We start from the raw sequence: 24,736 nt of genomic DNA, 5'->3' as shown, positions 1-24,736 counted from the left end.
CCCGAGGGGCCCCGCCCCCGGCCGTGCACGGCCGCGCCCCGGCGCGCGAAGCCCGGTATCGTGACCGGTCGTGACGAAGATGCTGCGGGACCGGCGGATTCTCGCGGCGGCGGCCGCGCTGGCCGTCCTCGCACTCGCCGCCCTGCTCCTGCCCCACCCGTCCGTCGCCCAGGTACGCGCCTGGGCCGAGGCGGCCGGGCCGCTGCTTCCGCTGCTGTTCTTCCTGATCCACGCCGTGGTGACCGTGGCCCCGTTCCCCCGCACGATCTTCACCCTCAGCGCCGGGGTGCTGTTCGGGTCGGCCACGGGCATCGCGGTGACCGTCGCCGCCACGACCGTCAGCGCCGTGCTGGCGCTGCTGCTGGTGCGTGCGATCGGCCGCGGGGTGGTCGAGGAGCATCTGAGCCACCCCACGGTCCAGGCGGTCGACGAGCGACTGGCGCGGCGAGGCTGGCTGGCGGTGGGGTCGCTGCGGCTGATCGCGCCCCTGCCGTTCGCGGTGGTCAACTACTGCTGCGGGATCTCGTCGGTACGGGTGGCCCCGTACGCGCTGGCCACCGCCGCCGGCATCCTGCCGGGCACGGTAGGGGTGGTCCTGCTCGGCGACGCCCTCACGGGACGCACCCATCCCGCGCTCCTGGGGATCTCGGCGGTGTGCATCGCCGTCGGCGCCTCGGGACTGTGGCTCGAGTCCCGCCTCCCGGCGCCCCGCCCCGCGACCACCACCGTGTCATCAAGCCCTGAAGCTTGATTTTTGCTATTCAAGGCTCCATCCTTGATGAATGTTCGTGTTGACTGTCGATCAGCGCGGCAGCCGACGGGACGTCGACCGGGTCGCGGACCTGCTCGGCGAGCTGCGCGGCGCCGAGCTGCTCCGCCCCTTCGAACGCACCGCCGGCGACGAGGTGCAGGCCGTCGCAGCCGACCCGGCCGTCGTGGTCGATCTCGCCCTCGACCTCGTCCGCCGGGGCCACTGGAGCGTCGGCATCGGCGTCGGGCCCGTCGAGCAGCCCTTGCCCGCGCAGACCCGCGCCGGCCGCGGCCCGGCCTTCGAACATGCCCGCCGCGCCGTCGACCGCGCCAAGAACGCACCCGCCCGGGTCGCGGTGGAGGGACCGGACGCCGCCGCGGCCGCCGACGCGGACGCCGCCCTCACCCTGACGGCGCTGCTGGTGACCCGCCGCTCCGATGCCGGGCACGAGGCCGTCGAACTCGTCCGCCGCGGGCTCACCCAGGCCGAGGCCGCCACGCGGCTCGGCATCAGCACCCAGGCGGTGTCGCAGCGTCTGGCCGCCGCCGGATGGCAGGCCGAACCGGCCGGCCGCGACCTCGCCCGCCGTCTCCTGGAAAGGGCCGATCGTTGACCGTCGTCACCCTGGTTCTGCTCGCCGTCGCCGCGCTGGCCCCGGCCCTGGGCCTGCGCCGCGGCACCCCCGTGTGGCTCGTCGCCGGACTCGCCGCGGCGGCCCTTGCCGGTGCCGCACTCGCCGCGACCGCCACCCCCGCGGTCCGTGGCGTCGCCCTGGCCGCGACCCTCGTGCTCACGACCGCGGCGGCGGTCACCGGCGGCGGCCCCGCCGTGCTGGCCTCGTTCCGCATCGCACGGCGGCAACCCGATGCGGGACCGGTCCCGCCGTCCCCGGCCGGACCCGAACCGCCGCCCGGACCGCTGCGCGGCGGCCGGGTGATCGGCCTGCTGGAGCGGGCGGCGGTCGCCGCCGCGATCCTGGCCGGAGGGCATCGCCGTCGTGCTCGCCGTCAAGGGCCTCGCGCGCTATCCCGAACTGCGCGAACCCCAGGCCTCGGAGCAGTTCATCATCGGCACCTTCACCAGCGTGCTGTGGGCGATCGCGGTGTGCGGGGTGGGACGGGGCCTGCTCACCTGAGCGGCCGCGCAACCCCGGGATCCGGGGTTCAGGTCACCGGGTCCAGGTCACTGGGGTTCGCCGTGCCGTTGCCCGGGCTGCGGCTGCACCCATCCGCCCGTGATCGGCTCGGACGGCGGCAACGCCGCCGACGGGGGCTCCCCGCCCCGGCGCTCGGCGCCGGTCGGGTTGTGCACCGCCGGATCGACCGGTTTGCGGGCGACGGCCTCCGCGGCGGCGACGGCCTGCGCGACCTCCGGATCACGCGCGGTGGAGAACCAGTCGGCCACCTCGTCGGTGTCCTCCTCCGGTCGCGGGAGCCGCTCGTCGACCGGGCTGGGCTCGAAGCGGAACACCCCGTCCTCGCCCGGCGCGCCGAGATGCCGGGCGAAGCCCTTGAGGGCGTCCCCGAAGTCGCTCGGCACCATCCACACCTTGTTCGCGTCGCCCTGCGCCATCTGCGGCAGCGTCTGCAGGTACTGGTAGGCGAGCAACTCCGGGGTGGGCCGGCCGGACTTGATCGCCGCGAACACCTTCTCGATGGCCTTCGCCTGACCCTGCGCCTCGAGGTACTTCGCGGCGCGGTCACCCTGAGCGCGCAGGATCCGCGACTGACGGTCCGCCTCCGCCTCGAGGATGGCCGCCTGCTTGGCACCCTCGGCCGACAGGATCCGCGACTGCTTGTCACCCTCGGCGGTCTTGATCGCCGACTCCCGATGCCCCTCGGCGGTGAGGATCATCGCCCGCTTCTCGCGGTCCGCCTTCATCTGCTTCTCCATCGACTCCTGGATCGACGGAGGCGGATCGATGCTCTTGAGCTCGACCCGGGCCACCCGCAGACCCCAGCGGCCGGTCGCCTCGTCGAGCACCCCGCGCAGCTGGCCGTTGATCGAGTCGCGGGAGGTGAGCGTCTCCTCCAGGGTCATGCCGCCGACCACGTTGCGCAGCGTGGTCACCGTCAACTGCTCCACCGCCGCGATGTAGTTGCTGATCTCGTACACCGCCGCCTGCGGGTTCGTCACCTGGAAGTACACGACCGTGTCGATGCTCAGGGTGAGGTTGTCCTGGGTGATCACCGGTTGCGGCGGGAACGAGACCACCCGCTCGCGCAGATCCACCTTGGCGCGGATCCGGTCCACGAACGGGACCAGGAACGTCAGCTGACCCGACACCGTCCGGTAGTACCGGCCCAGCCGCTCGATCACCGCGGCCTCGGCCTGCGGCACCAGCGCCACCGATTTGACGACCACCAGCGCGACGAACGCCACGACAACGGCGAGCACGATCAGCGCTTCCATCTACGGTCCCTTCCACACGACGGCCGTCGCGCCGTCGATCTGCATCACGGTCACGGTCGTGCCGGGCGGGTACACCTCGGTGACGTCGAGCGGACGCGCCGTCCACACCTCCCCGTCCAGCTTCACCTGCCCGGAATGCGCGGCCACCTCCTCGAGCACCAGCGCCTGCTTGCCCGGCAGGGCGTCCACGTTCGTCGCCTTCGCCGGTGGCAGCGCGTAGCGGCGGCGCAGCACCGGCCGCACCCCGCCCAGCAGCACGAGCGACGAGACCGCGAACACCAACGCGTCGGCCCACACCGGCAGGTCCGTCGCGGCGGACACCCCCGCCGTGGCCAGAGCGGCCGCACCGAGCATCAGCAGGACGAAATCGCCCGTCAACGCCTCCGCGGCGGCGAGCACCAGCCCGGCGATCAGCCAAATCAATGCCGACACGACGCCATCCAACCACAAATCGGACATCCCGGGTGGAACCGCAGGCCAGGGCCGCGGTGCCGTCAGTCCCCGGCGGGCTCGGTGACGAAATCGACGAGCTGCTCGACCGCCCCGATCAGCGGCGCCTCGAGATCGCGGAAGCTCGACACCGCCGAATAGACGCGACGCCACCCGTCCTGCGGGCTGCCCCACCCCAGCGCCCGGCACACCCCGGTCTTCCAGTCCTGCCCACGCGGAATCGTCGGCCACGCCTCGATGCCCAGCGCCTTCGGCCGCACCGCCTGCCACACGTCGACGAACGGATGCCCGGTGACGAGCACGTGCGGCCCCAGATTCGCGGTCAGCCGCTCCTCCTTGGAACCGGCGACGAGGTGGTCGGCGAGCACCCCCACCCGGCGACCGGGACCGGGGGCGAACCCGGCGAGCCGCTCCCCCAGGTTGTCGAGACCCTCGAGCTGTTCGACCACGACACCCTCGACACGCAGATCGTGCCCCCACACCCGTTCCACCAGGGCGGCGTCGTGCACCCCCTCCACCCAGATCCGGCTTCCGCGCGCGACCCGCGCCCGCAGCCCGGCGACCTTCGTCGACCCGGACGCGGACCGGGCGGCGCCGGCCGCCGCGGGGCGCGGCGTGGGCCGCACCAGGGTCACCGGGCGGCCGTCGAGGAGGAACGCCGCCGGACGCAGCGCGAACAACCGGGTGCGCCGCGCGGCGTCCTCGAGCCGGACGAAGTCGCCGTCGTAGGTGCGCTCGAAGCCGACGACCGCACCGCACCACCCGGACGCGGCGTCCTCGACCACGAGGTCCTTCTCGGCAGCCACCTCGGGAACTGCGGGTCTACGGGCGCGCGGATGGCCGGCGAAGATGTCGCCGCCGTACATGTCGGGACTCACCCGCGCCACGTTAGGGCCGCCGCGGCCGCAGCCGCGGGAGGGCACGCCGACGGTCGTGACTGCGCCGTCGGGACGGCGCCTATGCTCGGAAACCGTGAGTTCCCCCGGTCAGACCCTGACGGTGTGGGCCGGTTCCTGGCTGGCCGGACACGCCGCGCCCGACGACGTCCTCGACGCCCTGCACGCCTGGGCGCCGCTGCACCTGGTGGTCTCCCACGACGAGCCCGCCGGCGACGTCTCCGGCGTGCCCGCACGCTCCCCCGTCGACGGCGCCGCCGTGCTGCTCACCGCGCTGCGCCGGGCCGACCCGGCCGGCGCGGACGGGATCCGGCTGGTGCTGCCCGCCCCCGGCGACGTGCGCGGCCTGCCCCCGGGCACCGCGCTGGCCCGCGCCGCGGTCGCGGCCGGCGAGGCGGTGCTCGCGGGCGCACCCGGAACACCCGGTCTCGGCTTCGTCCCCTCCGTGGAGGGCCCGGACGTGCTGCGCTGGACCCTGTTCGCGGTCCCGGCGGTGCCCGAGCCGCCCGCCGAGCCCGGCCTCGGGGAGGCCGAGTTCGCCATGCGAGAGGCGGTGCGGGAGGCCGCGACCAGGGTGGGCGGGGTGCTGACCGTGGGCGCCGGCGGCCGCGCCGCCGATCCCCGGGAGCAGATCGCAGCCGAGATCGCCGAGCATGCGCGGCACCGCTATCCGGAGTCGATGCCCGAACGCGCCGCCCGCATCCTCGACTCGGCCGATCAGGTCGCGGCGATCCTCACCGTCGCCGGCCGCGGCGCGGAACCGGACGCGGCCTCGGCCACCGGGCAGGCGGCGCGGGAGCAGGCGCTGCGCCCGCTGTGGGCCGCCGTGCGCGCCGCCCGGCTCGGGGCGGTGGCGGCCACGGTCCGGGCCGGCCATCACGCCTGACGCACTGCCGGCGACACCCCGCCCGGGACGTCCCCCGGCACGATGGCGCTCTTCTCCGTCCGGATCGCCGCCCGCACCACGATCAGCAGCAGCAACGACACCGCGAACCCGGCCAGCGCGCCGAACTGGCGCAGGTCGAACAGGAACACCTGGGTGACGAGCAGGTTCACCGCGACGGAGGCGTACAGCAGCCGCAGCGCGGGCAGATCGCGGTGCCGCGCGAACTGCCAGAGTCCGGCCACGATCAGCACGGCGCTCACGGCACCGGAGAGTTCGGCGCCGATCTCGGAGATGCCGGCGTCCTCGGCCTCCCACCCCGACCCGGCCAGTACGATCGCCAGTCCGACGAGGGTGTGGGCGGCGTGCACGGCGAACACCACCAGCACGAGCCGGCGGGCCGCGGCGGTCGCCGCCCAGGCCGTGACCCGGTGCTCGATCCGGTCCCGGGCCGCGGCGATGCGCCCGTCGAATCCGGTCGTCGCCGCGACCGGCGCGGCCAGCGCGGCCCGTACCGAGCCGGCCAGCTTACGCTGCGCCGGATCCTGAACCCCTGCCAGGACGTCCAGCGCGCGGCGGCGCCCGAGCTCGTCGAGCCGGCCGAGCACGAGATCGGTCAGCGCCTCGAGACCGACGGCGAGGCGCTGCCGGTCGGTCGGGCCGCGCCGCGCCAGTGCCACGCGGGCACCGAGGTAGAACGCGACGAGCACCACGTACATCACGGCCACGGCGGGCCGGAAGAAGTAGTCGACGTCGGTGGTGAGGAACTTGCCGACCTCGTCGAGGAACAGCCCGAAGCCGATCCCCCCGAGCAGCGCGGCGCGCATCCGCACCCGGCTGCCGTGCCGGATCAGGGCGCCGACGAGGGCGACGGCCATGAGCAGCCCACCCCACAGCACGTGCGCGATGTGCAGGGTGCCGCCGCCGATCTGCGGATAGCCGGTCGCGGCGAGGTAGCCGCGGGTGACGAGCACGGTCGCGACGGTGGCGACGAGGAAGACCTCGACGCGGGTGAGGGCGGCGTCGTCGACGGTCATGCCGACATCTTCCCCCGGGTCGTGGCGGTCGAGCCCGATATCGGCGCGACCGCCTGCCCGTCCGGCTCGGGGCACCGGGCAGCGGCGACCCTGTCCGGGGCAGCGGCGACCCTGTCCGGGCAGCGGCGACCCTGTCCGGGCAGCGGCGACACCGGACGGTCGGCGAGTCGACCCGGCGCGGCAGGTGGTGGCTGTCGGCCGGAGCCCGCACGCCGGGCCCGCGGGCCGGGCCCGCCCGGTCAGCGGCGCGGCCGTGCCGGGGGCCGGCAGCATTCGGGGGCGCAGAGCTCACCGTTGCACCCGACGCCGAGCAGCGGTTCGGTGCCGCGCCGCACGGGGGCGGCACCGTCGAGGCGTTCGCGCACCAGCTCACGCACCATCTGCACGAACCGCGGGTCGGTGCCGGCGGTGGCGGCGCGGACGAATGCCATGCCGAGTTCCGCGGCCCGGTCGCGCGCCTCGGTGTCGAGATCCCAGACGACCTCGAGGTGGTCGGAGACGAATCCGACCGGCACGACGACGACCGCGTCGATGCCGCGGGCGTGCAGAGCGTCGAGGTGGTCGACGATGTCCGGCTCGAGCCACGGCACCTGCGGGGGTCCGGACCGGGACTGCCACACCAGGTCGTGGTCGCCGGTGCCGGTGGCGGTGGCGACCAGGCGGGCCGCCTCGGCGACCTGCCGGCTGTAGAGGTGCCCACCCAGATCGGGGGGGCCACCGGTGGCGTCGGCGGCGGTGGGCACCGAGTGCGCGGTGAACACCAGGCGCGCCGCGTCGCGACGGTCGGCGGGCAGTTGGGCCCGGGCCGCGGCGACGGCGTCGGCGACGGCGGCGAGGAAGAGCGGATGATCGTAGAAGTGCCGCAGCTTGGTCAGCGCGGGCGCGTCGTCGCCGACGGCGGCGCGGGCGCGGGCGATGTCCTCGTGATACTGCCGGCACCCCGAATAGCCACCCCAGGCCGAGGTCGGGAACACCAGGGCGTTGCGCACCCCGTCGCCGCGCATGGCCGCGACGGTGTCCTCGATCATCGGGTGCCAGTTGCGGTTGCCGAAGTAGATCGGCAGGTCCAGCCCGGCGGCGGCGAAATCCACCTCGAGACGCGCGATGAGGTCGCGGTTGAGGGCGTTGATCGGGGACACACCGCCGAAGTGCAGGTAGTGCTCGGCGACCTCGTCGAGACGTTCGGGTGGCACCCCCCGCCCGCGGGTGACGTTCTCGAGGAACGGGCGCACGTCGTCCGGCCCTTCCGGGCCGCCGAACGAGAGCACCAGCAGCGCGTCGTACGGCTCGGGGGTACGGGTCATGGCTCGACCCTAGGCGCCGGCACCGAAGCCGACCTGGGAATGGAAGCCCCCGTCGACGTAGACGATCGACCCGGTGGTGCCGGGCAGCCAATCCGAGAGCACCGTGCACACGGTCTTGGCGACGGGCGTCGGATCCTCGACGTCCCAGCCGATCGGGGCGGCCGCGGACCAGCCCTCGTTGAGCCGGTTCATCTCCGCCCCGGGACCGGTGGCGTCGCCGGCGATGGCCTTGGCGGCGAGGGTCTTGATCGGGCCGGCGGCGACGAGGTTGGAACGGATGCCGCGGCCGCCGACCTCCTTGGCGACGTAGCGGTTGACGGACTCGAGGGTGGCCTTGGACACGCCCATCCAGTTGTAGAAGGGCACGGCCCGGGCCGGGTCGAAGTCCATGCCGACCAGGGACGCACCGTCGCTGAGAACGGGCAGCAGCGCCTTGGCCAGTGCGGCGTAGGAGTAGGCGGACACTTCGAGGGCGACGGCGACGTCGGTCCACGGCGCGTCGAGGAACGGGCTGCCGAGGCAGGAGCGGGGCGCGAACCCGATCGAATGCACCACGCCGTCGAGGCCGTCGGGGGCGAGTTCGCGCACCCGGTCGGCGAGGGTGGCGAGATGCTCGGTGTTCTGCACGTCGAGTTCGAGGGCCGGCGGCACCGGCTGCGGCAGCCGCTGCGCGATGCGGTCGATCAGGCGCAGCCGGTCGAAGCCGGTGATGATCACCTTCGCGCCCTGTTCCTGCGCGACCTTCGCGGTGTGGAAGGCGATGGAGGCGTCGGTGATGATGCCGGTGACGAGAATGGTCTTGCCCTCGAGCAGTCCGCCCATGAGTGTGTCGGTCCTCCAGTCAGTTTCGGATGTGGTGGCGTGCGCCGGTGTCAGTGGCCCATGCCGAGGCCGCCGTCGACGGGGATGACCGCGCCGGAGACGTACGCGGAGTCGTCGGACGCGAGGAAGCTGACGACGGCGGCGACGTCCTCGGGTCTGCCGAGACGCTGCAGCGGGATGAACTTCTTCGCGGTGTCGCGGACGTCGTCGGAGAGTTCGGCGGTCATGTCCGTCTCGATGAAGCCGGGCGCGACGACGTTGGCCGTGATCGACCGCGAGCCGAGTTCGCGGGTCACCGAGCGGGCCAGGCCGATGACGCCGGCCTTCGAGGACGCGTAGTTGATCTGCCCCGCCTGACCGGCCATGCCGACGACCGAGCCGAGGAAGATCATCCGGCCCCAGCGCCCTCGCAGCATCGCGCGGTTGGCGCGCTTCGCGCACCGGAACGCACCGGTGAGGTTGGCGTCGACGACCTTCGTGAACTGGTCCTCCGTCATCCGCATCAGCAGCGTGTCGTCGGTGATGCCGGCGTTCGCGACCAGAACCTCGACCGGTCCCTGGTGCTCTTCGACCTCCTTGAACGCGGCGTCGACGGAGTCGCTGTCGGTGACGTCGCAGCGGACGGCGAACAGCCCGTCCGGGGCGCCGGAGCCGCGGTGGGTGACGGCGACCCTGTGGCCGTCCGCCTGCAGGCGGCGGGCGACGGCGAGGCCGATGCCACGGTTGCCACCGGTGACGAGAACCGAGCGGGGGGTGGCCGCGGGGCGCGGCGATCCGGCGGGGCTGCTTGCGTCAGTCATGGGGTCAAACCCTATCTGGTGGCGGTACGGGTCGGTAACAAGGCGCCCCGAGCGGCGGGCGGACCGGCTGCTACGCAGGTCAGGGCAGGCGTTGGCGCAGCAGCAGGGCGGCGCCGACCCCACCGGTGACGGCGAGGACGCCGAGGATCAGCCAGGGGCGGCTGGCGTCCCCGCGGGTGGTCTCGTACCCGATCTGTTCCTCGAGGGTGTTGTAGGCGTCCTCGAGTTCCTGCAGGTTCGATGCGGTGAAGAAGGTGCCGCCGGAGAGATTTGCGATCTCCTTGAGGGACGGGTCGTCCACCGGAACCGGGATGCGTTCGTTCTCGATCGAGACGGTGCCGTACTCGGTGCCGAAGGAGATCGTCGAGACGGGCACGTCCTTGTCCGCGGCCTGCCGGGCGGCGGTGAATCCCCCGCGTGGGTCGTCGGGGCTCTCCGGGACGGTCTGCTTGCCGTCCGAGAGCAGCACGATCCGGGCCGGGGGTGCCTGGTCGCCGCCGCCGAGCACCGCGGCGAGGGTGTCGACGGACTGCAGGGCCGTGAAGATCGCCTCGCCGGTGGCGGTGCGTTCGCTCAGCTGCAGGTTGTCGATCGCGGTCTTGGTGGCCTCCCGGTTGGTGGTGGGCGAGACGAGCACCGACGCGGTGCCGGAGAACGCCACCAGGCCGAGATTGATGCCGGGTGTCAGGTCGTCGGCGAAGGACTTGGCGGCCGCCTGCGCGGCGGCCAGACGGGTCGGCTCGACGTCGGTGGCCTGCATCGACAAGGACACGTCGATCACCAGGACGACGGTGGCGCGGTTGCGCGGGACCCGCTGTTCGGCGGTGGGCCCGGCCGCGGCGACGGTGAGCAACGCGAGACCGGCCAGCAGCAACGCGACCGGGACGTGCCGGCTGCGGCCGGGCCGCTGCGGCGCCACCTTCTCGAGCAGTTCGAAGTTGGTGAACCGCAGCGTGTGCCGCATGCGGCGGCGCTGCACCGCCACGTACCCGGCGGCGAGGGCGAGGACGACGGCCAGGAACAGCAGCCACCACGGCGCGGTGAAGTCGGAGATGCTCACCGGGCCCCCTTCACGGGCGCGCCGAAGCTGTGGCGGCGGGCGGCGACGAACCGGACCACGTCGTCGATCCAGTTGCGGTCGGTGCGCAGGCTCAGCAGGGGGGCGCCGCAGCTGCGGACCGCCCGGCGGACGGCGTCGCGGTGTTCGGTGGCGGCGCGCGCGTAGTCGGCGCGCAGCTGCTCGGTGGTGGTGAACTCGCGGGTGCGCCCGGTTTCGGGGTCGTGCAGCACGACGTCGCCGAGGTCGGGGAGTTCGAGATCGCGGCGGTCGAGGACTTCCACCGCGAGCAGGTCGTGCCGGCCGGAGAGGGCACGCAGCGACCGTTCCCAGTCGAGGGGGCCGAGGAAGTCGCTGACGACGACGACGAGGCCGCGGCGCCGCTGCGGGCGCCGCAGCGACTCGATCAGGCCGCGCAGGTCCCCGCGGGTGCCGTCGGGGGCGTGCGGGGTCGTCGCGATGGCGCGGAGCATCGCCTGCGTGTGCAGCTGGCCGCCGCGGGCGGGCACGCGGCGGGTGTGCGCCCCCGTCCCGACCACCGCGCCGATCCGGTTGCCGCCGCCGCCGGCGAGGTAGCCGACCGCGGCGGCGGCGGCCACGGCGAGGTCCCGCTTCTCACAGACCCCGGTGCCGAAGTCGAGACTGGGCGAGAGGTCGATCGCCAGCCACGTCTCGAGCTCGCGGTCGGCGACGGTCTGCCGCACGTGCGGGTGGGTGGTGCGAGCGGTGACGGACCAGTCCATCTGGCGCACGTCGTCGCCGGGCTGGTACTCGCGGGCGTCGCCGGGCTCGGAGCCGGGGCCCGGGATGAGTCCGAGGTGGTCGCCGTGCAGCACGCCGTCGAGGCGGCGCCGCACCGTCAGCTCGAGGGTTCGCAGCGCCGCAGTCAGGGCGGGGTCACGCAGCTCGCCGGAACGGAAGGTCGGCGGAGTGACCGGGGGGCGTCGGCTCACCGCTGCCCCGCACCGGCCTCCGGCCCGGGCATCCCTGCCGCCGGCGCGGCCGCGACCCCGACCGGCGCCGGGGCGGGGACGGGCGGTTCGGCCTGCGGGGCCACCTGCGGCATGCCGACGGTCTGCAGGATGCGGGCGATGATCTGGTCGGGCGAGACGTCGTCGGCGAGGGCGTCGTAGGACAGCACCAGCCGGTGCCGCAGCACGTCCGGGATGACGTCGACGACGTCCTGGGGCACGACGTAGTCGCGGCCGCGCAGCAGCGCCAGGGCCCGCGCGGCGGAGATGATGCCGAGCGTCGCCCGCGGGGACGCTCCGTAGGCGATCCAGCCGTCGACCTCGGTGAGACCGATCTCGCCGGGAGCGCGGGTGGCGAAGATGACCCGCACCACGTAGTCGACGAGGGCGTGGTGGACGAACACGCGGTTGGCGACCTGCTGCAGGCGGATCAACTCGTCGCTGTCGAGGATCTGCTTGGGTTCGGGTGCCGCCACCCCCATGCGGTAGACGATCTCGCGTTCCTCCTCCACCGTGGGGTAGTCGACGAGGACCTTGAACAGGAACCGGTCGCGCTGCGCCTCCGGCAGCGGATACACGCCCTCGTTCTCGATCGGGTTCTGGGTGGCCATCACCAGGAACGGGTCCGGCATGGGGAAGGTCCGGCCACCGATCGTGACGTGCCGTTCGGCCATCACCTCGAGCAGGGCGGACTGCACCTTCGCCGGGGCACGGTTGATCTCGTCGGCGAGCACGAAGTTCGCCACGACGGGGCCGAGTTCGGTGTCGAAGGCTTCGCGGCCCTGCCGGTAGATGCGGGTGCCGACGAGGTCGGTCGGCACGAGGTCGGGGGTGAACTGCACCCGCGAGAACGATCCGCCGACGACCTTGGCGAACGTCTCGACGGCGAGGGTCTTCGCCACGCCGGGGACTCCCTCGAGCAGCACATGGCCGCGGGCGAGGACGCCGACGAGCATCCGCTCGACGAGCCGGTCCTGACCGACGATCACCCGTTTGACCTCGTAGATGGCCTGTTCGAGCAGCCGCACATCGTGTGCCTGGTCCGACGTGCGGCCCGCCTCCCCGGTCGGGGCGGACGCGGCGGTCTTCGCGTCCGACGTTGCCGTGCCCGACGTGCCACCCTCGCGTGAGGTCACCAAGAATCCACCGCTTTCGCCTCGTTGCTGCTGGAAGTCACCTACCCACACCACTATTCCAGGTGGCGGACGTCGGCGCCGTCGCCGAGTCGGTGCCCGCGGTCACCGGTGTCGGACGAGCCTCCTCCGGCCGGGTGGGAGCAGTGTGTCAGGACACCATCCGTACCACGTACGGGGTCATGCCGTCCCAGCGTACCGGTGAGATCTTCACGTGCGAACCCGACTGCGGGGCTTCGATCATCTGCCCGTCGCCCAGGTACAGGCCCACGTGCTGGCTGGCGTTCGGGCCGTAGAAGATCATGTCGCCGCGGCGCATCTGAGCCGACGGCACCTGCTCGCCGGCGGTGTACTGGTAGCCGGTGTAGTGCGGCAGCGAGATCCCGATCCCGGCGAACGCGTAGATCATCAGCCCGGAGCAGTCGAAGCCGACCTTGTTGTAGTCGCCGTAGCTGTCCGCGACGCCGCCGTCGCGGATGCCGAGGGTCGGACCGTTCTCGTCGCCACCGCCCCACGCGTAAGGCACCCCGATCTGGGACATCGCCCGGTCGATCACCGTCTCGACGGCGGCCGCGCCGGTGAGGGTCGAGCCCCGCTCGGGGCTGGTCCGGGGCCGGCTGCGGGTGGGCGGAGTGGTGGTGGTGTCCTCCTCCACCACCGGGTCGGCGCGGTCGGGACTCGTCGCGTCCTCGGAGCCGGACTCGTCGCTGCCGTCGGTCGACGAGTCGCCCGAGCCGCCGGTGCCCGAGCCGTCGGTGCCCGCACCATCGCTGCCCGAGCCGTCGCTGCCCGAATCGTCGGTGCCCGAGCCGTCGGTGCCCGCACCATCGGTATCGGACCCGCCCGTACCCGACCCGTCCGCGCCGGATTCGTCGGCACCGGATTCGTCGACACCGGATTCGTCGGCGTCCGATCCGTCCTGCCCGGACGTGGCGCGCCCAGGCCGGGTCGTGCCGGAGGTCGGCGGCAGCGGCGACTCGAACCCGACCTCGGACTCGCCGGAGTCGGCGGCCGCGGCCTGGGGCCGCACGTAGCCGTCGATCTGGGTGTGGGGGCGCTGCCCGTTGGCCAACTCGGCCGCGCGGGCATTGGCGTCGGCGTCGGCGGCGACGCGCCGGGCGGCGTCGGCCGCCGCCTGCCGCGCGGCAGCCTCGGCCGCCGCCGTCGCGGCCTCCTCGGCCTGCCGCTGCCGATCCCACTCCGCATACTGCGCGCGCTGACCCTCGAGTCCGGTGACGGTGCCGCGGGCCCGGTCGAGTTCGGCCTGCGCCTGTGCGCGGTCCTGTTCGATGCGTTGCTTCTCGGCCGTCTGCGCGGCCAGCGCGGTGCGCGCCTCGCTGATGGCGGCCTCGGCGGCGGCACGACGTTCCTCCGCCGCCGCGGCGGCGGCGTCCGCTTCCTGCTTGCTGGCGCGCGCTCGCGAGTCCCGGTTGGCCTGCTCGGTGCGGGCACGTTCGAGCGCGTCGAGGACGGCGGTGCGGCCCGCGGAGAGCAGACGCATGATCTGGGCGCGGTCGAGCAGATCGTCGGGCCCGGTGGAGCCGATGAACGAGGCGAGCGAGGCGACATTGGTGCCCTGGACGTAGCTGTCGCGGGCGAAGGCGTCGAAGTCCTGCTGGGCCTGCCGGATCCGGGTGCCCGCGTCCTTCAGCGCCTGCTGCGACAGGGTGACGGCGTGGGCGGCGGCGTCGGCGGCGTCGCGGGCGGACTGCAGGTCGACCAGGGCGCGGTTGACGTTCTCCCGTTTGATCGCCACCTGGTTCTCGAGTTCGGCGAGGTGCTGGTCGGCTGCGGCGATGCGGAGGATGAGACCGCCCACCTGGTCCAGCCCGGCGGCGACGGCACCCCCGGCGGCCGCGAGATCGGCATCGCTCGGATTGGGTGGCGGGGGCGGGACCGCCCCGGCGGACGCGGCAGTGCCGGCGATCAGCGAGGCGGCCAGGCCGATGCCGAGGACCAGCCGCGCCGTGCGGGGCAACCGGCGTCTTCGGGGCGTCCGCGACGACTGCCGGGACATCGCCTGCCGTATTCCGCTACGCCTCACATCGCCCTCCCTCGGTCGCGCCGGCGGGACGCACCCGAGCGCAACCGGGAAAGGGGTCGGTGCAGCAGCGATCCACCGCGGACGAGGCCGCGGTTGCACCGCTCGACGGCCCGGCGTCGATTCACGGTTCGCACCGCAACCCGGCACCGGGTATGTGTGACACCCCTTCCCCAAGAGCGCCAAGTGCACCGTACGACACTTCGCACCCCGAGGAAACTCCAGTCACAGAAGACGGAAGCGTACTGAGACCTGTGTCAACGGCCTGAGCTGTGACGACGGCCACAGTCGGGGGCGAAAATTCTCCGTCGCGTCAGCGCGGGATCCGGTCGGCGGCCGCCGTCGTCGTGTCGGTGTCGTGACGGCGACGGACCGCCTTGGCGAGATACGTGGCCCCGGCCGCGCCCGCGACCGCGAGCAGCAGCAGCACCGTGAGCAACGTCCAGGGCGGCGCGGGCTCGGTGAGAGCGTCGACGAAATTCGACGCCGAGACGACCGGGTCGCCGGTGTAGGTACGGTCCTGCGCGGACTCGAGAACCACCCGATCGATGCTGTCGCTGTGCGCGCCCACCCAGCCGGGGCTGAGCACGAGCACGGTGCCGCCGTCCTCGCCGGCGACGTCCGTGGCGAGGTCGCGCAGCTGCGAATCGAGACGCGGATCGCGGTCGAGCACGACGATGCTCAGGTCGATCCCGTGCTGCTGCGCGCGTTCGACGACGGCGACGAGATCGTCGACGCGCTCCGGGGGTGCCGAGACCTGGTCGTCGGCGAGCTCGGCGAGGACCTGCTCGAGCGAGACGCCCGGCGGGAGGTCGGTGGCCGACGGCGTCAGGACACGTGGCAGGGGCGCAGACATCTCTCTCCGTGGTACTCGACGGCCACCGCTCGTGCGGCGCCGTTCGTACCCTACGCGACGAGGCGATCGCGGCGGCCGGACGCCGGATCGGCGGTTCCGTCCCACCGCTTCACAGGACAAGCGTACTGTTAGACTTGCCGCGAGACGCCTCCGACGCCGTCCGGCCCTGTTCTGCGGCCCGGCCCGGCTGCGGAGCCTCGCTTCGGCCGTCGACACAGCCCCGTCGGCGGCGAGCCTCATCGACGAGTGGAGCTGACGTGAGCACCAGTATTGATTCGTTCGGCGCCAAGGGGACGCTGGAGGTCGGAGAGAACTCGTACGAGATCTTCCGCCTCTCGGCCGTTCCCGGCACCGAGAAGCTGCCCTATGCACTGAAGGTTCTCGCCGAGAACCTGCTGCGCACCGAAGACGGTGCGAACATCACCGCCGATCACATCCGCGCCCTCGCGAACTGGGATCCGTCGGCCGAGCCGAGCGTCGAGATCCAGTTCACTCCCGCCCGGGTGATCATGCAGGACTTCACCGGCGTGCCCTGCGTGGTCGACCTCGCCACCATGCGTGAGGCCGTCACCACCCTCGGCGGCGACCCGAACAAGGTCAACCCGCTCTCCCCCGCCGACATGGTCATCGACCACTCGGTCATTCTCGACGTCTTCGGCCGGGCCGACGCCCTCGAGCGCAACGTCGACCTCGAGTACGAGCGCAACGGCGAGCGCTACCAGTTCCTGCGCTGGGGCCAGGGCGCCTTCGACGACTTCAAGGTCGTTCCCCCGGGCATGGGCATCGTGCACCAGGTCAACATCGAGTACCTGGCCCCCACCGTGATGGTGCGCAACGGCCAGGCCTACCCCGACACCTGCGTCGGCACCGACTCGCACACCACGATGGTCAACGGCCTCGGCGTGCTCGGCTGGGGCGTCGGCGGCATCGAGGCCGAGGCCGCGATGCTCGGCCAGCCGGTCTCGATGCTCATCCCGCGCGTGGTCGGCTTCAAGCTGACCGGCGAGATCCGGCCGGGCGTGACCGCCACCGACGTCGTCCTCACGGTCACCGACATGCTCCGCAAGCACGGCGTCGTCGGCAAGTTCGTCGAGTTCTACGGCGCGGGCGTCGCCGAGGTGCCGCTGGCCAACCGCGCCACCCTGGGCAACATGAGCCCCGAGTTCGGATCCACCGCCGCGATCTTCCCGATCGACGGCGAGACCATCAACTACCTGCGCCTGACCGGCCGCAGCGACGAGCAGCTCGCGCTCGTCGAGGCGTACGCCAAGGAGCAGGGCATGTGGCACGACGCGGACAAGGAGCCCGCCTACTCCGAGTACCTCGAGCTGGACCTGAGCACCGTGGTCCCGTCCATCGCCGGCCCGAAGCGCCCGCAGGACCGCATCCCGCTCACCGAGTCGAAGACCGCCTTCCGCAAGGACATCCACAACTACGTCGAGGAGCAGCACCCCGTCGAGCACACCCAGCTCGACGAGGCCGTCGAGGAGTCCTTCCCGGCGTCCGACCCGGTCGCGCTGTCCTTCGCCGACGACGGTGCCGTCGACGTCCAGTCCGCCGCCAACGGCGCGGACGGCCGGCCCACCAAGCCGGTGCGGGTCGTCTCCGAGGAGCGTGGCGAGTTCGTGCTCGACCACGGCGCCGTCGTCGTCGCGGGCATCACCTCGTGCACCAACACCTCGAACCCGTCGGTGATGCTCGGCGCCGCGCTGCTCGCCCGCAACGCCGTCGAGAAGGGCCTGTCGTCGAAGCCGTGGGTCAAGACCAACATGGCACCCGGTTCGCAGGTCGTCTCCGACTACTACGAGAAGGCCGGGCTGTGGCCGTACCTCGAGAAGCTCGGGTTCTACCTCGGTGGCTACGGCTGCACCACGTGCATCGGCAACACCGGGCCGCTGCCGGAGGAGATCTCCAAGGCCGTCAACGACAACGACCTGTCGGTGACCGCCGTGCTCTCCGGTAACCGCAACTTCGAAGGTCGCATCTCCCCCGACGTGAAGATGAACTACCTCGCGTCCCCGCCGCTCGTCATCGCGTACGCCCTGGCGGGCACGATGGACTTCGACTTCGAGACCGATCCGCTCGGACAGGACCAGGACGGCAACGACGTCTTCCTGAAGGACATCTGGCCGTCGGCCCAGGAGATCGACGACACCATCAAGTCGGCGATCAGCCAGGACATGTTCCGCAAGTCCTACGCCGATGTCTTCAAGGGCGATCACCGCTGGCAGAACCTGGAGACCCCGGAGGGCGACACCTTCGCGTGGGACGCGAACTCGACCTACGTCCGCAAGGCTCCGTACTTCGACGGCATGACGATGGATCCGGCTCCGGTCTCCGACATCAAGGGTGCCCGCGTGCTGGCCCTGCTCGGCGATTCGGTCACCACCGACCACATCAGCCCGGCCGGCCCGATCAAGCCCGGCACCCCCGCCGCGCAGTACCTCGACTCCCACGGGGTCGCGCGCAAGGACTACAACTCGCTCGGGTCGCGGCGCGGCAACCACGAGGTGATGATCCGCGGCACGTTCGCGAACATCCGCCTGCAGAACCAGCTGCTCGACGGGGTCTCCGGCGGGTACACCCGCGACTTCACGCAGGACGGTGCTCCGCAGGCGTTCATCTACGACGCCTCGCAGAACTACCAGAAGGCCGGCATCCCGCTGGTCGTCCTGGGCGGCAAGGAGTACGGTTCCGGCTCGTCCCGCGACTGGGCCGCCAAGGGCACCCGCCTGCTCGGTGTCAAGGCGGTCATCACCGAGTCGTTCGAGCGCATCCACCGGTCGAACCTGATCGGCATGGGCGTCATCCCGCTGCAGTTCCCCGCGGGTGAGTCGGCGAAGTCGCTCGGACTCGACGGCACCGAGGTGTTCGACATCGCGGGCATCGAGGAGCTCAACCAGGGCACGACGCCGCGCACGGTGCACGTCACCGCCACCAAGGCGGACGGCAGCACGGTCGAGTTCGACGCGGTCGTGCGCATCGACACCCCCGGCGAGGCGGACTACTACCGCAACGGCGGCATCCTGCAGTACGTGCTGCGCAACATGATCCGGGGCTGACACCCCCCGGATCGGCCGCCCGCACCCGCGGGCGGACCACGCTGTGCACCGGCGGCGGGCTCGGGGCGACTTCGTCTCGGGCCCGCCGTCTCCGCCCCGAAAGGACGTTCGCGGTGCCCAAGGTCAGTGAGGACCACCTCGCCGCGCGCCGGAGACAGATCCTCGCCGGCGCCCGCCGGTGCTTCGCCGAGTTCGGCTACGACGGCGCCACGGTGCGCCGCCTGGAGGACGCCACGGGACTGTCCCGCGGCGCGATCTTCCATCACTTCAAGGACAAGGACGGCCTCTTCCTGGCCCTGGCACAGGAAGACGCCGCGCGGATGGCCGACGTCGCCGCCGAGCAGGGCCTGGTGCAGGTGATGCGGGACATGCTCGCCTCACCCGAGCAGTTCGACTGGCTCGGTACCCGGCTCGAGATCACGCGGCGCCTGCGCACCGACCCGGACTTCGCGAAGGCCTGGACCCAGCACTCCGCGGAGCTGACCAAGGCGACGGTGGGCCGGCTCGAACGGCAACGCGAGGCCGGCCGGCTGCGCGACGACGTGCCGACCGAGGTCGTGCTCAGCTACCTGGACCTGGTTCTCGACGGGCTGATCGCACGGCTTGCCTCGGGCACCGCCGACGGCGAGCTGGCGGCGGTACTGGACCTGGTCGAGGAGTCCGTGCGGCGCACCGCCGCCGGCTGACCCGGTCAGGTCGAGGCGCGTGCCGCGCTGCGCCGGTTCGGTCCGCCCCGGCCGCGCAGCGCGACGTGGGACTCCACGAGCACGTTGTGCACGAACCCGTAGGAACGGCCCGTTTCCTGCGCCAGCGTCCGAATGCTCGCCCCGGCCTCGTAGCGGCGTTTCAGTTCTGCCTGCAGACGGTCACGCGATTCCCCCGTGACCCGTGTGCCCTTGGTCAGTACGCTCCCGGCGTGCTCGGATTTGCGTGCCATCGGATCCTCCCGTCGGCTCGGCAAGGCCCCGCCTCCCAGGCTAGTTCACGGCGCGGGGCACCGGGAGGAATCGCGCAGGTCCGGGCCGCAGCGGCCGCCCGGCTCCGCACCGGAGATGCGCCCGCACCCGCCGCGCAGGTCGAAGCTCAGGCGAGCTGGATCAGCTCCAGGTACTCCTGCGACCAGTGGTCCTCGGTGCCGTCCGGAAGAAGGATGACGCGCTCCGGATCGAGCGCTTCGGCGGCCCCGGGATCGTGGGTGACGAGCACGACCGCACCGGCGTAGCTGCGCAGCGCGTCGAGCACCTGTTCCCGCGAGACCGGGTCCAGGTTGTTGGTCGGCTCGTCGAGCAGCAACACGTTCGCCGCGGAGGACACGAGCCCGGCCAGCGCCAGGCGGGTCTTCTCGCCACCGGACAGCGTCCCGGCGGGCTGGTCGAGCTGGGGGCCGGTGAACATGAACGCCCCGAGCAGCCCCCGCAGGTCCTGCTCCCCGGCGTCCGGTGCCGCGTGCCGGATGTTCTCCCACACTGTCGCATCGTCGTCGAGGGTGTCGTGCTCCTGGGCGAAGTATCCGATCTTCAGGCCGTGTCCGGGCACCAGCCCGCCCGCGTCCGGGGTCTCGACCCCCGCGAGCAGCCGCAGCAGCGTGGTCTTGCCGGCACCGTTGAGGCCGAGCACGACGACGCGGCTGCCCCGGTCGATCGCCAGGTCCACGCCGGTGAAGATCTCCAGCGAGCCGTACACCTTCGTCAGGCTCTCGGCGGTGAGCGGGGTCTTGCCGCACGGCGCCGGGTCCGGGAACCGGATCTTGGCCACCTTGTCGGCCACCCGCACCTCGTCGAGTTCGGCGAGCAGCTTGTCGGCGCGCTTGGCCATGTTCTGCGCGGCGACGGCCTTGGTGGCCTTCGCGCCGAGCTTGGCCGCCTGTTGACGCAACGCGGACGCCTTCTTCTCGGCGTTGGCACGTTCGCGGCGACGGCGCGCCTCGTCGGTGGCCCGCGCGTCGAGGTACTTCTTCCAGCCCATGTTGTAGATGTCGGCCTCACCGCGCACCGCGTCGAGGAACCACACCTTGTTCACGACGTCGGCGAGCAGGTCCACGTCGTGGCTGATGACGACCAGCCCGCCGTCGTGGTTCTGCAGGAATCCGCGCAACCAGGTGATCGAGTCGGCGTCGAGGTGGTTGGTGGGCTCGTCGAGCAGCAGGGTGGTGGCGGACTTTCCGGAACCGTCGGAGGCGGCGAACAGGATGCGGGCCAGTTCGACGCGGCGGCGCTGGCCGCCCGACAGGGTGCGCAGCGGCTGGCCCAGCACCCGGTCCGGCAGGCCGAGGCTGGTGCAGATGCGGGCCGCCTCGGATTCGGCCTCGTACCCGCCGAGGGCCGAGAAGCGTTCCTCGAGCGACCCGTACTTGCGCACCGCCCGGTCGCGGACGTTCTCGTCGACGGCCTCGGCCATGACGGCCTGCTGCTTCTCCATCGCCCGCAGGATCTCGTCGAGGCCGCGGGCGGAGAGCACGCGGTCCTTGGCGAGCACGTCGAGGTTGCCCTCGCGGGGGTCCTGCGGCAGGTACCCCAGGTCACCGGAGCGGACGACGGCACCCGCGTACGGCTCCCCCTCCCCCGCGAGGATGCGCAGGGTGGTGGTCTTGCCGGCGCCGTTGCGTCCGACCAACCCGATCCGGTCGCCCGGCTGCACCCGCAGCGCCGGTCCCGGCGCCGAGAGCAGCGTCCGCACGCCGGCGCGGACTTCCAGATCGGTGGCGGTGATCACGCGTGGGACTCCTCAGGGATGTTTCGGATCGGTTGCCGATGATGCCGCAGGGGCAGGCGCACGAACCATTCATTTTACCGTCCGCAGCGCCGACTCCCGACGTGAGATGCGCTACGTTCCCCGGCATGACGACTTCCCCCCTATATCCCGCCGGCTCGGACCTGACGGGCCGGACGGCACTGGTGACCGGAGCGAGCCGCGGGATCGGCAAGGCGATCGCCGCGGCGCTGCTCGCCCGCGGCGCGAACGTGGCCCTCACGGCCCGCAAGGCCGAGCCGCTCGCCGAGGCCGCCGGCGAGCTGCGCGCCCTCGGTCACCGCGGACGGGTGCTCGAGCTGCCCGGCAACGCCGGGGACGCCGAGGCCCGCGCCGAGGCGGTGCGGCGCACCGTCACCGAGCTCGGCACCCTGGACATCCTGATCAACAACACCGGCATCAACCCCGTCTTCGGGGCGCTGATGGACGCCGACCTCGACGCCGTCCGCAAGATCTTCGACGTCAACGTCGTCGCCGCGCTGGGATTCGTGCAGCAGGCCTACCGCGCATGGATGGGTGAGCACGGCGGGTCCGTGGTCAACATCGCGAGCGTGGCGGGCCTGCGGTCGACCGGGGTGATCGCCGCGTACGGGGCTTCGAAGGCGGCGCTGATCCGGCTGACCGAGGAGCTGGCCTGGCAGCTCGGCCCGGGCGTGCGCGTCAACGCGGTGGCGCCCGGGGTGGTGAAGACGAAGTTCGCGGCCGCACTCGTCGCCGACGGCGAGGACAGCGCCGCCGCCCGGTACCCCATGCGCCGGCTCGGCACCCCCGCCGACGTCGCCGAACTGGTCGCCTTCCTCGTCTCGGATGCGGCCGGGTGGATCACCGGGGAGACTGTGCGGGTGGACGGTGGACTGCTGGCGACGGGAGCGATGTAGCGGGTGATCGACGCGAAGGTGATCGATGCGGAGGTGATCGTCGTCGGGCTCGGGCCCGCCGGGCGCGCGCTGGCCCACCGCGCCGCCGCGGCCGGTCTCGACGTGCTCGCGGTGGATCCGCGGCCGGACCGGCCGTGGACGGCGACCTACGCGGCGTGGCTCGACGAGTTGCCTCCCTGGCTGCCCGAGTCGGTACTCGCGGCGCGGGTGGCGGAACCGTCGGCGTGGACCGTGCGGCCGCACCGAATTCCGCGCCCCTACGGTGTTTTCGACACATCGGCACTGCAGCGAAGTCTGTCGCTGGACGGCGTGCGGGTCTGCACCGCCCGGGCGGACGTCGTCGCCGCCGACCACGTCGCCCTCGCGGACGGTGCGGCGCTGCGCGCGCGGGCCGTGATCGACGCGCGCGGGGTGCCTGCCCACCGCTCCCGCGCCCAGCAGACCGCCTTCGGCGTGATCGTCGACACCGCGACCGCTGCACCCGCGCTGCAGGGTCGCGACGCCTGGTTCATGGACTGGCGGCGCGACAACCGCACCGACTCGGGGGATGCGCCGTCGTTCCTGTACGCGGTGCCGCTCGGGCAGGACCGGATGCTGCTCGAGGAGACCTGCCTGGTGGGCCGGCCGGCGCTACCCCTCCCCGAGCTGCGGCGGCGACTCGAGGTCCGGCTCGCCGCGCGCGGGGTCGAACTGAGCGGATCGGAGCCCGTCGAGCGGGTGCGGTTCGGGGTGCAGCCGCCGCCGGAATCGACGCGCGGGGTGGCCCGGTTCGGGGCCCGCGGCGGTCTGATGCACCCGGGCACCGGGTACGCGGTGGCGGCCTCGCTGGCGGCGGCCGATCCCGTGGCGCACGCGCTCGCCGGGGGCCGCAAGGCCACGGCGGCGTTGTGGTCGCCCTCGGCGCGGGCGGTCGCGCAGTTGCGCGCCTCGGGGCTGCGGGTGCTGCTGAAACTGCACCCGGAACAGACCCCGGCGTTCTTCGCCGGGTTCTTCACGCTGCCGCCCGAGCGTCAGCGCTCCTACCTGTCCGGTCGCACCGACCTCGGCGGGACGGTGGCGGCGATGACCCGGATGTTCACGACGGGCTCGCCGGCCCTGCGCGGGGCCATGCTGCGCGCCCTGTGGTGACGAGTTCGCCGGGTTCCGCGCGGCGGACGCCGATCTCGATCATGATGGAACCATGCGTTCGATCTGGAAGGGTGCCATCGCGTTCGGACTGGTGAACGTGCCGGTGAAGGTCTACTCCGCCACGGAGAGCCACGACATCCGGTTCCACCAGGTGCATGCGAAGGACGGCGGCCGGATCAAGTACGACCGTGTCTGCACCGAATGCGGCGAGTCGGTGCCCTACGCCGAGATCGACAAGGCCTACGACTCCGACGAGGGCGTCCGGGTCGTGCTCACCGACGAGGACTTCGACAAGCTGCCCGTCGCGGAGAAGCACGAGATCCCGGTGCTGCAGTTCGTCCCGTCGGAGCAGATCGACCCGATCTTCTTCGAGAAGTCCTACTACCTCGAGCCGGACTCGTCGTCGCCGAAGGCGTACACGCTGCTCGCCGAGACGCTCACCCAGACCGATCGCACCGCGCTCGTGCACTTCACGCTGCGCCAACGCACCCGGCTGGCGGCACTGCGCAACCGGGACGGCGTGCTCGTGCTGCAGACCCTGCTGTGGCCGGACGAGGTGCGGTCGGTGTCGTTCCCGGTGCTCGACGACGCGGAGCCGCCGAAGCAGAAGGAAATGGCGATGGCGGAGATGCTCGTCGAGTCGATGGCCGACGATTTCCGGCCGGACGAGTTCACCGACGAGTACCAGGCCGAGCTGCGGTCGCTGATCGACGACATCATCGCCCGGGGCGGCGAGAAGGTGCTGCCGGTGACCCCGGCGGGCGAACCCGCGGCCGAGGACGCCGAGGTGCTGGATCTGGTGGCTGCGCTGCAGCGCAGCGTGGACGCCGCGTCCGGTGAGAAGAAGGGGGAGGGGGCTGCGCCGGCCCGCGGCTCGGCGGCGAAGAAGTCACCCGCCCGCAAGAGCGCCGCGAAGAAGACTCCGGCGAAGAAGACCGCCGCGAAGTCCGGCGGCACGTCGGCCGCGAAGAAGACGGCGGCAACCAAGTCGAGCGCGAAGAAGTCCACCGCCCGCAAGCGGGCCTGAGGCCCCGGCACCGGCCGGGGCCTCAGGCGTCGGACGGTACGCCCTCAGTCCAGTCCGTCGCCGAGACGGCGCAGCAGAGCGGTGAGCTGCTCGACGTCGGCGGGATCCCAGGTGGACAGGCGGCGCCGCCACCGCGCTGTCTGTTCGCGCTGCAGTGCGGTCAACCGTTCCCGGCCGTCGGCGGTGAGCGCGACGAGCCGTGCGCGGGCGTCGTGCGGATCCGGCGTCCGCTCGACCAGCCCGAGCCGGACGGCGGCGTCGATGCGTCGCGTCAACGTCGACTTCTCGATCGCGAGATCGCGGAGCAGCTCCGACATCGCCACCGCGTCCGCGCGGCCGAGCAGCACCAGCAGCGGGTAGCACGCGGGATCCAGCTGGGGGTGGACGGCGCGGGCCCGCACCCCCATCTGGTCCCGGCCGCGGCGCATCAGCGCCATGAACTCGTGTTCGAGTGCGGTGATCGGATCCACGGAGCCGGCG

At 72.5% G+C, this 24,736-nt stretch carries 23 protein-coding genes and 1 pseudogene; 9 read left to right on the top strand and 15 right to left on the bottom strand.

The genetic code is table 11. From position 1 onward, the window contains the following. Positions 1-70 precede the first annotated feature (70 nt). From LZP97_RS07545 to LZP97_RS07535, 3 genes and pseudogenes are all read left to right on the top strand, one after another. Positions 71-751 (top strand): TVP38/TMEM64 family protein, encoded by a 681-nt coding sequence (locus tag LZP97_RS07545; RefSeq protein WP_082170404.1) that lies wholly within the window; start codon positions 71-73, stop codon positions 749-751. 31 nt (positions 752-782) lie between these two features. Then, positions 783-1,364 carry a hypothetical protein gene (locus tag LZP97_RS07540; RefSeq protein WP_010595051.1) on the top strand — a complete coding sequence of 194 codons (582 nt, stop codon included), beginning with the start codon at positions 783-785 and terminating at the stop codon, positions 1,362-1,364. Beyond that, a pseudogene (locus tag LZP97_RS07535) lies at positions 1,361-1,886 on the top strand (hypothetical protein). The gene LZP97_RS07540 and the pseudogene LZP97_RS07535 overlap by 4 nt, the downstream one beginning before the upstream one ends. A 47-nt stretch (positions 1,887-1,933) precedes the next feature. Here LZP97_RS07535 and LZP97_RS07530 read toward each other — a convergent pair. From LZP97_RS07530 to LZP97_RS07520, 3 genes are all read right to left on the bottom strand, one after another. Beyond that, entirely contained in the window at positions 1,934-3,163 is a 1,230-nt protein-coding gene (locus LZP97_RS07530; RefSeq protein ID WP_010595054.1) for an SPFH domain-containing protein, read from the bottom strand. Next, on the bottom strand, positions 3,164-3,595 hold the full coding sequence (locus tag LZP97_RS07525; RefSeq protein ID WP_003934930.1) for an NfeD family protein: 432 nt from the start codon (positions 3,593-3,595) through the stop codon (positions 3,164-3,166). It lies immediately after the preceding gene. A gap of 62 nt (positions 3,596-3,657) precedes the next feature. Continuing rightward, entirely contained in the window at positions 3,658-4,479 is an 822-nt protein-coding gene (locus tag LZP97_RS07520) for a DUF3097 domain-containing protein (RefSeq protein WP_048773516.1), read from the bottom strand. A 106-nt stretch (positions 4,480-4,585) separates the two neighbouring features. On the opposite strand from LZP97_RS07520, the gene LZP97_RS07515 reads away from it, so the two are divergent. Further along, complete coding sequence (locus tag LZP97_RS07515; RefSeq protein ID WP_010595056.1) at positions 4,586-5,395, top strand: hypothetical protein; 810 nt, start codon at positions 4,586-4,588, stop codon at positions 5,393-5,395. Here the strand turns inward: LZP97_RS07515 and LZP97_RS07510 are convergent. From LZP97_RS07510 to LZP97_RS07470, 9 genes are all read right to left on the bottom strand, one after another. Then, positions 5,386-6,429: a hypothetical protein gene (locus tag LZP97_RS07510; RefSeq protein WP_048773518.1), complete on the bottom strand. Its 1,044-nt coding sequence runs from the start codon at positions 6,427-6,429 to the stop codon at positions 5,386-5,388. The genes LZP97_RS07515 and LZP97_RS07510 overlap by 10 nt on opposite strands. Positions 6,430-6,668: 239 nt before the next feature. Further along, positions 6,669-7,733, bottom strand: coding sequence for a ferrochelatase (locus LZP97_RS07505; RefSeq protein ID WP_010595058.1), 1,065 nt, complete (start codon positions 7,731-7,733; stop codon positions 6,669-6,671). Positions 7,734-7,742: 9 nt separating this feature from the next. Further along, entirely contained in the window at positions 7,743-8,555 is an 813-nt protein-coding gene (inhA, locus tag LZP97_RS07500) for an NADH-dependent enoyl-ACP reductase InhA (RefSeq protein WP_017682356.1), read from the bottom strand. Between the two features lie 50 nt (positions 8,556-8,605). Further along, positions 8,606-9,355, bottom strand: coding sequence for a 3-oxoacyl-ACP reductase FabG1 (gene fabG1 / locus LZP97_RS07495; RefSeq protein WP_010595061.1), 750 nt, complete (start codon positions 9,353-9,355; stop codon positions 8,606-8,608). Positions 9,356-9,434: 79 nt separating this feature from the next. Continuing rightward, positions 9,435-10,415, bottom strand: a complete 981-nt coding sequence (locus tag LZP97_RS07490) for a VWA domain-containing protein (protein ID WP_010595062.1) — start codon at positions 10,413-10,415, stop codon at positions 9,435-9,437. Further along, positions 10,412-11,365 (bottom strand): DUF58 domain-containing protein, encoded by a 954-nt coding sequence (locus LZP97_RS07485; protein ID WP_010595063.1) that lies wholly within the window; start codon positions 11,363-11,365, stop codon positions 10,412-10,414. Before LZP97_RS07485 ends, LZP97_RS07490 begins: the two co-directional genes overlap by 4 nt. Continuing rightward, a complete protein-coding gene (locus LZP97_RS07480; RefSeq protein ID WP_010595064.1) occupies positions 11,362-12,519 on the bottom strand; it encodes an AAA family ATPase in 1,158 nt (385 codons plus the stop codon). Before LZP97_RS07480 ends, LZP97_RS07485 begins: the two co-directional genes overlap by 4 nt. A 148-nt stretch (positions 12,520-12,667) precedes the next feature. Next, the gene (locus tag LZP97_RS07475) at positions 12,668-14,533 is read right to left on the bottom strand and encodes an NlpC/P60 family protein (RefSeq protein ID WP_048773520.1); all 1,866 of its coding nucleotides are present in this window, start codon (positions 14,531-14,533) and stop codon (positions 12,668-12,670) included. A 337-nt stretch (positions 14,534-14,870) separates the two neighbouring features. Further along, positions 14,871-15,413, bottom strand: coding sequence for an Rv1476 family membrane protein (locus LZP97_RS07470; protein WP_010595067.1), 543 nt, complete (start codon positions 15,411-15,413; stop codon positions 14,871-14,873). A gap of 257 nt (positions 15,414-15,670) precedes the next feature. Between LZP97_RS07470 and acnA the strand changes: the two genes are divergently transcribed. Beyond that, on the top strand, positions 15,671-18,475 hold the full coding sequence (acnA, locus tag LZP97_RS07465) for an aconitate hydratase AcnA (protein WP_010595068.1): 2,805 nt from the start codon (positions 15,671-15,673) through the stop codon (positions 18,473-18,475). 113 nt (positions 18,476-18,588) lie between these two features. Next, a complete protein-coding gene (locus LZP97_RS07460) occupies positions 18,589-19,161 on the top strand; it encodes a TetR/AcrR family transcriptional regulator (protein WP_010595069.1) in 573 nt (190 codons plus the stop codon). A gap of 5 nt (positions 19,162-19,166) precedes the next feature. On the opposite strand, the gene LZP97_RS07455 is transcribed toward LZP97_RS07460, so the two are convergent. Beyond that, the gene (locus LZP97_RS07455) at positions 19,167-19,412 is read right to left on the bottom strand and encodes a helix-turn-helix domain-containing protein (RefSeq protein WP_010595070.1); all 246 of its coding nucleotides are present in this window, start codon (positions 19,410-19,412) and stop codon (positions 19,167-19,169) included. A gap of 146 nt (positions 19,413-19,558) precedes the next feature. Beyond that, the gene (locus LZP97_RS07450) at positions 19,559-21,187 is read right to left on the bottom strand and encodes an ABC-F family ATP-binding cassette domain-containing protein (protein WP_010595071.1); all 1,629 of its coding nucleotides are present in this window, start codon (positions 21,185-21,187) and stop codon (positions 19,559-19,561) included. Between the two features lie 125 nt (positions 21,188-21,312). Between LZP97_RS07450 and LZP97_RS07445 the strand changes: the two genes are divergently transcribed. Genes LZP97_RS07445 through ku form a run of 3 tightly spaced genes read left to right on the top strand, consistent with a single transcriptional unit; the run spans position 21,313 to position 24,256 of the window. Next, positions 21,313-22,101, top strand: coding sequence for an SDR family oxidoreductase (locus LZP97_RS07445; protein WP_026138110.1), 789 nt, complete (start codon positions 21,313-21,315; stop codon positions 22,099-22,101). A gap of 3 nt (positions 22,102-22,104) precedes the next feature. Beyond that, positions 22,105-23,229 (top strand): lycopene cyclase family protein, encoded by a 1,125-nt coding sequence (locus LZP97_RS07440; protein ID WP_082061251.1) that lies wholly within the window; start codon positions 22,105-22,107, stop codon positions 23,227-23,229. A gap of 52 nt (positions 23,230-23,281) precedes the next feature. After that, a complete protein-coding gene (gene ku, locus LZP97_RS07435) occupies positions 23,282-24,256 on the top strand; it encodes a non-homologous end joining protein Ku (protein WP_010595074.1) in 975 nt (324 codons plus the stop codon). A 44-nt stretch (positions 24,257-24,300) separates the two neighbouring features. Here ku and LZP97_RS07430 read toward each other — a convergent pair whose 3' ends face one another. Continuing rightward, on the bottom strand, positions 24,301-24,693 hold the full coding sequence (locus LZP97_RS07430; protein WP_048773575.1) for a MarR family winged helix-turn-helix transcriptional regulator: 393 nt from the start codon (positions 24,691-24,693) through the stop codon (positions 24,301-24,303). Between the last annotated feature and the right edge of the window lie 43 nt (positions 24,694-24,736).

The organism is Rhodococcus sp. DMF-1, assembly GCF_021441945.1.
GTDB lineage: Bacteria > Actinomycetota > Actinomycetes > Mycobacteriales > Mycobacteriaceae > Rhodococcus > Rhodococcus ruber.
This window is presented reverse-complemented; position numbering and strand designations above follow the sequence as displayed.

Bases quoted from the DNA above. Each gene is read 5' to 3' on its own strand.
- LZP97_RS07540 (WP_010595051.1), top strand. From the start codon at position 783: ATGTTCGTGTTGACTGTCGATCAGCGCGGCAGCCGACGGGACGTCGAC.
- LZP97_RS07530 (WP_010595054.1), bottom strand. From the start codon at position 3,163: ATGGAAGCGCTGATCGTGCTCGCCGTTGTCGTGGCGTTCGTCGCGCTG.
- LZP97_RS07520 (WP_048773516.1), bottom strand. From the start codon at position 4,479: ATGTACGGCGGCGACATCTTCGCCGGCCATCCGCGCGCCCGTAGACCC.
- LZP97_RS07510 (WP_048773518.1), bottom strand. From the start codon at position 6,429: ATGACCGTCGACGACGCCGCCCTCACCCGCGTCGAGGTCTTCCTCGTC.
- LZP97_RS07505 (WP_010595058.1), bottom strand. From the start codon at position 7,733: ATGACCCGTACCCCCGAGCCGTACGACGCGCTGCTGGTGCTCTCGTTC.
- inhA (WP_017682356.1), bottom strand. From the start codon at position 8,555: ATGGGCGGACTGCTCGAGGGCAAGACCATTCTCGTCACCGGCATCATC.
- fabG1 (WP_010595061.1), bottom strand. From the start codon at position 9,355: ATGACTGACGCAAGCAGCCCCGCCGGATCGCCGCGCCCCGCGGCCACC.
- LZP97_RS07475 (WP_048773520.1), bottom strand. From the start codon at position 14,533: ATGTCCCGGCAGTCGTCGCGGACGCCCCGAAGACGCCGGTTGCCCCGC.
- LZP97_RS07470 (WP_010595067.1), bottom strand. From the start codon at position 15,413: ATGTCTGCGCCCCTGCCACGTGTCCTGACGCCGTCGGCCACCGACCTC.
- LZP97_RS07455 (WP_010595070.1), bottom strand. From the start codon at position 19,412: ATGGCACGCAAATCCGAGCACGCCGGGAGCGTACTGACCAAGGGCACA.
- LZP97_RS07445 (WP_026138110.1), top strand. From the start codon at position 21,313: ATGACGACTTCCCCCCTATATCCCGCCGGCTCGGACCTGACGGGCCGG.
- ku (WP_010595074.1), top strand. From the start codon at position 23,282: ATGCGTTCGATCTGGAAGGGTGCCATCGCGTTCGGACTGGTGAACGTG.
- LZP97_RS07430 (WP_048773575.1), bottom strand. From the start codon at position 24,693: ATGGCGCTGATGCGCCGCGGCCGGGACCAGATGGGGGTGCGGGCCCGC.